Below are 6953 nucleotides of genomic sequence, written 5' to 3'. Positions count from 1 at the left end.
GTGGGTGGCCGGGCGACGGACGGTGGACGGCGTCGGGCGCTGCCTCACCGCACCGAGATCGGCGCCGGAAGCGATGGTGCGCGGGTGGTGGCGCTGAGGGCGCGGCTGAGGGCGCGCCCGGAACTCCGGCCACGAAGGTGCCGGGGACGCGCCTGATCGGGGGACGGCGCGGGGCCGTCAGCGACAGCGGCTGGTCTCAGCGCGCCCGTAGTCGATGCAGCGGCGGCACGTCAGCAATGGAGATGTGCGCACACTTTTCACCCTGAGTAGGTGAACGTTGCCGCGTCAAGAAGGAGGTGGGAATGTGACGTGCGATACGTCAGGCCCGCGCGGGAAGTTCGGGTGCGCAGCCGGGCCCGACCGTATGATTGTCCAATGGATGAGATAGTAATCTCATATTCCGAGACGCCAGGCTGGGATCCCGAGACCTACGACGGGGAGCGCCGCCGGCTCGTCCCCTCCTTCGACCTGCTGTACGGATCGGTCGGCGACCTGGTGGCACGCCAGGGTGGCGCCCGACCGGCGGTGCTCGACCTCGGCGCGGGCACCGGTCTGCTGGCCGCCGCGGTCGCCGCGGCCGTCCCCGACGTCCGGTTACACCTGTTCGACGGCGCCGCGCCGATGCTGGCCAAGGCCCGGGCGCGGCTGTCCGCCGGCTCGATCGAGGCCGTCACCGTCGCGGACCTCGCCTCCGCCCTGCCGACCGGCCCGTTCGACGCGGTCGTCTCGGCGCTGGCCATCCACCACCTCGACGACCCCGGCAAGCGCGACCTGTTCCGCCGGGTGCGCGACGTCCTGTGGCCGGGTGGGCTGTTCGTCAACCTCGAGCAGGTCAACGGCCCGACTGCCGCCCTGACCCGGCAGTACGAGGACATGCACGAACGGCAGGCTCGGGCGGCGGGTTCAGACGACGCCGAGTGGCAGGCCGCGTTGCGGCGGATGTCCTTCGATCGGTGCGCGCCGCTCGCCGACCAGCTCGACTGGCTGGCCGACGCCGGATTCGCGCCGGTCGACTGCGTCGCCAAGCACGGCAGGTTCGCGGTCTATGCCGGCTGGCGCCCCTGAGTCCGTCCACGGCCCACCCCGTCACCCGGCGGGGCACCAGCCGGTGAGCCTCACACCAGCTGCCGGGCGACGTCCGTCCGCACACCTGCCAGGGCGGTGTAGGCCGCGCCGCCCGGACATTCGGTAGCCATCCAGTCGCGGTGCCCGCTAACAGCCGGGACGGTACGACGCCTGCCACTCACCGGATGGACGTAGTGGACGGTGCCGAGCGGGTCGAGATGATGCGCTCCGGTCAACGCGAGCAGCACCAGGACGAGCGTGCGACGGGCGGCGGCGGTGGGGGTGCGCGTCCGCAGGTCACCGAGCAGCGCGACGCCGACGTTGCCGGCGTTGAAGTCCGCCACGTGCGCACCCGTCACCACGTAGCCGTCCTCCCGGTGGCCGGGAACGCTCTCCGTTCCCGACCACCGGCCCTCGTAAAGCGTGCCTGCCTCGTCGATGAGGAGGTGGTACCCGATGTCCGACCATCCCCGCTCGACCGTGTGGAAGTGGTAGATCGCCCGCACGGTGGCGGCGGGGTTCGGATCGTCGTTGGGCGTCACCGTGTGATGAACCGTGACAACCTGGCCCGGGTGGTACGTCGGTTTCCAACCGCTGCCGGGTGAGGGGGACAGCCGCAGCGACTCGTCCGCGCCCCACGCGGCCCGGGGCAGGTAGCGCAGGTCGAGCGTCGCCGGCAGCCGGACGGGGGCGACCGGCGCAGCGGGGACCGCCGACGCCCCAGACGCGGTCGCGACACGGGGCGGCGGCGACGATCTGGGCGCGGCGAAGAGCCCCGGCGACCGGGCGGCGCGCGAAACCGAGATCGCGGAAAGGGCGGCGTAGGCGGACACAATGGGTGCCGTTAACCGCTGCAACGGCCCCGACGTCGTGTTCAGGGCGGTGGACGTCACGGACGTCGCGCCGGGTGGCAACCACAGTTCGTAGCCGGTCGCGCGGTGCGCGGCGACCAGCACGGCGGCGCTCCTCCCCCCGGCCGGCGGGTCGTCCCGATCCACCGGACAGCCGACCGCCAGCGACCGCCATGCGTCGAACCCACCCCCCGGCGGGCGCAGCCGGATCTCGGCGCCCCGAGAAGCGGCACCGCCGGCACCGGCGGTCCCGGCGGTCCCGGCGGTCCCCGTGCCGGCACCCCCGGGACCGGCCCGGCCATCCGCCGCGCGATCCTTCCCGTCACGGGTCCATCGGACGGCCACGTAACCGATGTCGAAATCCGACGTCGCGGGCCCCACTCCCCTCGTCACGGCGGCCAGGGTCCGGGGCACGAGCACGACACGCGTCCCCGGCGCCGAGAGGGCCCGCGCTTCCGCACCGGGTCGGACCCCTGCGGCCGGTGGCCCGGCCGGGCCAGCGGACGCGCTGCTCGGCGCGGCGTCGAGCAGCGTCTCCGCCCATCCACCCAGACCGGCACCGGCGAGACCGAGCATTCCGCGCCGGGACAGACCGGGCTCACGGCGACGCCGGCGAAACGGGTCAGCGGCATGGGACATGAGGCGTCCTTCGGGTCGTCAGGGTTGAGACATTGGCACGCTACGGTAGTCGATGCCTTACCCTGTGCATCAAGGCGCCAAGAGATCCACCACGAGCCACGAGCTACCCGGCGGCAACGGGGACGGGGAATACGTCCCAGCGTCACGGGAAGGTCCATAAGCATCCGTTCGGGAGGACCTGAGCATCCGTTCGGGAGGAGGAGTGCCATGGTCGGGAAGAAGCCGCGGACCGACAAAACCAACAAGAAGGCGCAGGCCGACGAGATGCGGGACGATGTTCCGTCCACCATCGCCCGCTCCGACGATCAGGCCATCCGCACCTGGAAGAAAACCCACGACTCGGCGGTGGAGACCTACGGTGAGGGTGCGCGTGCCCACCGTGCGGCCTTTGCCGCCCTCAAGCACACCCACGAGAAGGTGGGGGACCGTTGGCGGCCGAAGGGTCGGCCCGGTCCCTCCGACGAGCAGGCCGCCACGCCGACGCCCGCCTCCCGGCACAGCGGGCCGACCGCCGAGGGCGTGGACGCGAACGCCTCGCTGACGCACCTGCGCGCGCTCGCCCGCGAGCTCGGCATCCCCGGCCGATCGACGATGTCGAGGGACGATCTCGTCGAGGCGATCAAGAAGGCCAACCGCAGGCGGACCGCGCAGGCCCGCAGCAGCGCGTAGGAGCCGTCCGCTCCTGGGAATACCGACCAGGACCAAGATTGGCGTTTACTACCTATGAGCTTTCGACGCGGATGCCGTCGAGTGCGAAACCCCGGATACCCGTCATGGCCGGTAAGGGCCCACCGTCCGCGCGCCGCCGCGGGCGCAGGTAGTAGTGCCAGGTCGGGGCCGGCCCGGCCGGAGGCCGGGTCCATCGGGTGGGTTCCCCCCGCCCCCGCCGATAAGTGATCTTCGTCGTCATGCGGTTGCCGGGGTCGGGGGGTCCCCCGAGCCCGAGGTCCCCCGCGCGCGAGGCCGCTTCGTCGCCGTCCTCCCGCAGGCTGAACCGCGCGTGCAGACGGCGCAACGGCTCGGGAGCCCACCAGTTGTAGTCGCCCGCCAGGGCCATGAACGCCGGGACGAGGATCGCTCGGACGAGGGTCACGTCGAGCACGATCGACACGGTCAGCCCGACACCCACCAGTTTGATCATGCTGATGTCCGATGCGGACAACGCGACCATGACCACGACGAGAGCGAGCGCCACACTCGTGATCAGTGGACCGGTCGCCCCCAGCCCACGGGCGACGGAATCGTGGTTGTCTCCCGTCCGCAGGTACTCCTCGCGGATGCGGGCGAGCAGGAAGATCTCGTAGTCCATGCTGAGCCCGAACGCGATGAAGAACATCAGGACCGGGCTGGTCATCTCCAGCGTGCCCGACACCTGGAAGTCGCCGACCAGACCGGTCAGGTGCCCGTCCTGGAAGACGAACGCCAGCAGCCCGACGGTGGCGGCGAGGTTCAGCGTGTTGAGGAACATCGCCTTCAGCGGAAGGAGCACGCTGCCGGTGAACAGGAACAGCAGGATGAAGGTCGCCGTCATCACGACGGCGAAGGCCGGTAGCAGACTCCGCTTGATGGAATGCGAGGTGTCGAGGAAGTGTGGCGCGAGTCCGCCGATGAGGACGCCGAACGGCGCCGGTGTCGCCTGCAGCCTCCGGACCAGGTCCTTCGCCGGCTCGGACAGCGGAGACCTGTCGGTCTGCCACACCGACAGCCAGGCGCCGCGATGCGTTCCGACGTACCTCATCGGAGTCTTCGGCACCGCACCGACCCGCTCGCCCCGCAGGAAGCTGCCGGTGACGGTGTCGACGCGGGCAACGCCCGGCAGCGCGGACAGCCGGATCGCGTAGTCGGTCAGCTTCTCGGCGTTCCCCGGGTCCCGCGCGTCCACTCCGGGCACCACGATCGGAATCTGGCAGGGCAGGCAGACGACGAAGTCCTCCCGCATCGCGTCATTGACGACGTGAGCCTCCGCGGTCGCCGGCAGGACTGTGTCGTCGGCCAGCGCGAGGTTGAGGTGGCGCAGCGGCGCGGCACACAGCACCAACACGAAGATCGCGGCCCCACCGAAGAACACCGGGTGGCGCATGACCCGCCGCGCCAGCGCCGACCAGCCGTGGCCAGCCGCCGCGGCCCCCACGCGGTGGCCGCCGGACCGCCGGCGACCCGAGCGCCTCGGGCGTGACCCCGAGCGTCTCAGGCGTGACAACGCCAGCCGGACGTTGCCGCGCTCGATGCGGTCACCGAGGACCATCAGCGCCGCGGGCAGCACGAGCAGTGCGGCCACCTCCGAGGCGACGACGACGATGATGCCGGCGAAGGCGAACGAACGCAGGTAATAGATCGGGAAGACCAGCGCGGCCGTCAGGGACAGCGCCACCGTCACCCCGGAGAAGAACACCGTGCGCCCGGCGGTCTCCAGCGTCCGGCGCAGCGCCGCCGCCGGGAGCAGCCCGCGGTCCTGTTCGTCCCGAAAACGTCGCAGGATGAACAGGCTGTAATCGACCGCGAGACCGAATCCGAGGGCGGTCGTCAGGTTCACCGAGAAGACCGACACGTCAGTGAGCGTGGCCGCCAGCCGCAGCAGCGCGAGACTCGACACCACCGACACCACGCCGACCAGGACCGGAAGCAGGGCAGCCGGGACCGTGCCGAAGGCGTAGAGCAGCACGAGGAACACCAGCGGAGTGGAGATCTGCTCACCGTGCGCCAGGTCGACACGGCTGCGCTCGGTCACGTCACGCATGACCGCGGGCGCCCCGCCGAACCGGACCTGGACCCCCGGGCCGTCGTGGGCGTACCGGTCGTGCAGGGCGTTCAGGCGGTGCTGGATGTGGTCCTCGGAACCGGTGAGCCGAAACACGATCAGGGCCGACCGACCGTCCTTCGCACGCAGCAGCGGGCTCGCCTCGTTGGGCCCGCCCGGCCAGTACGACAGCACCGAGGTCACCCCCGGCTCCGCGGCAATCCGCCCGGTGAGCTCCCGGCCCAGGCGGGCGGCGATCGGCCCGTCGATACCCGGGGCCGACGTCAGCATGATGGCGACGTCGGGGGGCGCGTCCGGGAACTCCTCGTCGAGCAGCCGCTCGGCCCGCGTCGACGGATCGCCCGGTGCGTAGAAACCACCGGTGGCAAGCTGGTCGTAGATTCCGGCATTCCACGGCAGCAGCACGACCACCAGCAGGCAGGCAGCGGCGAGTACCCTTCCCCGGTACACGACGGCCGCGTCAGCCACCATTGTGAACAGCGAACGGGGTGGTGCGCCGGTGGAGCCCGTCGGCGCGGGGCCGCGGTCGGCCCAGCCCTCGTCCCGTCCGTGCGACCCCTCGTCCCGTCCGTGCGACAACGCGGCATACGTCACCCGATCGGGGCGGGATTCGCGCTGCTGCGCCGGATCAGCGAACGACGGCATGACGCTCCTTCGAGGATCTCCCGTGCCGATGGATCTCGTGACGGCCGGACGGTGGCCGCCAGCGGCCACGCGTCCGGGCATGGAGCACCGCATGGAGCACTGCGTGGAGAGCACTGCGAGGAAGTCCCGAGCTTCCACCTTGAAAGTAGACCTGCCTGAGACCCTGGTCCCGAACTACCCTCGCCCGGAGGCAGAAGTGTAGCGGGAGTCTGGCCACGATCGATATTCGGCCGCCGAAAGCAGGGCCGCCGGAAGAATCTTCGAGGGTAGGCGGCCGCCGCGGCGTAGGAGGAGTGGGCGGGAATGCCGGGAGCAATCCCGAAGGTAGTAGGGCAATGCCTCAGGCCCAGCCTGAGCCTCGGCTCGCCGGCCGGGCGGCCCCGCCACTCCTGCCCGCACAGCGTGAAAACACCGCTATGGCACCGATGGCAGGCCACATCGACCCGCGGTCGAGATCCTCGTACACCGGCGCCGGGAATATACGGCGGGGTCGAATGGCCGTGACTGCCAGACCGGCAGTCACGGCCACGCCCCCGGCAGGGGCCCGGTGCGGACCCCTGAGATCAGGGCAGCATTCCCAGCTGGCGCGCGGCGTGTACCGCGGCTGTGCGGTTACGGACACCGAGCTTGCGCATGATGCTGCGCAGGTACGCCTTCACCGTCTCGGGCGAGACCGTCAGCCGGCGGGCCGTCTCGACGTTGGACAATCCCAACGAGACCTGGGCAAGCACCTCCAGCTCGCGCGGGGTCAGCGTCAGCCGTCCGACCGTCTTCGTCTCCTCGGCGAGCAGCCCGCGCAGCAGCTCGGACACCCCGCCGATGCGACCGCGCAGGAACGGGTCGGCGACATGCTCGGTGACCTCCTGAAGCTCCCGGTAGGCCAGCCGCAGGCTCTCCCGGGGCAGACCCGACATCCGCGGGAACGGGACGGCCCCCGGCCGCACGGCCGGCACCCCGCCCTGGACCGGCACCTGCATCCGCCCCTGGACCGGCAT

The 6953-nt window shown here is 71.2% G+C and carries 5 protein-coding genes; 2 read left to right on the top strand and 3 right to left on the bottom strand.

Annotated elements, in window-relative coordinates; translation table 11 throughout:
- Nucleotides 1-375 precede the first annotated feature (375 nt).
- Nucleotides 376-1065, top strand: a complete 690-nt coding sequence (locus tag AC08OP_RS17670; RefSeq protein WP_476615202.1) for a class I SAM-dependent methyltransferase — start codon at nt 376-378, stop codon at nt 1063-1065.
- Nucleotides 1066-1115: 50 nt separating this feature from the next.
- Here the strand turns inward: AC08OP_RS17670 and AC08OP_RS17665 are convergent, their stop codons facing one another.
- The gene (locus AC08OP_RS17665) at nt 1116-2555 is read right to left on the bottom strand and encodes an N-acetylmuramoyl-L-alanine amidase (RefSeq protein ID WP_476615201.1); all 1440 of its coding nucleotides are present in this window, start codon (nt 2553-2555) and stop codon (nt 1116-1118) included.
- A gap of 207 nt (nt 2556-2762) precedes the next feature.
- Here AC08OP_RS17665 and AC08OP_RS17660 point away from each other — a divergent pair, with 207 nt between their 5' ends.
- Nucleotides 2763-3224, top strand: a complete 462-nt coding sequence (locus AC08OP_RS17660) for a ChaB family protein (protein WP_476615200.1) — start codon at nt 2763-2765, stop codon at nt 3222-3224.
- A 52-nt stretch (nt 3225-3276) separates the two neighbouring features.
- On the opposite strand, the gene AC08OP_RS17655 is transcribed toward AC08OP_RS17660, so the two are convergent.
- A complete protein-coding gene (locus AC08OP_RS17655) occupies nt 3277-5958 on the bottom strand; it encodes an MMPL family transporter (protein ID WP_476615199.1) in 2682 nt (893 codons plus the stop codon).
- Between the two features lie 563 nt (nt 5959-6521).
- The coding region (locus AC08OP_RS17650; protein ID WP_476615198.1) for a response regulator transcription factor at nt 6522-6953 on the bottom strand (432 nt) is incomplete at its 5' end.

The organism is Frankia sp. CeRuru1 (assembly GCF_977966315.1).
The sequence above is the reverse complement of the archived record's forward strand: the minus strand, read 5'-3'. Positions and strand labels throughout refer to the sequence as shown.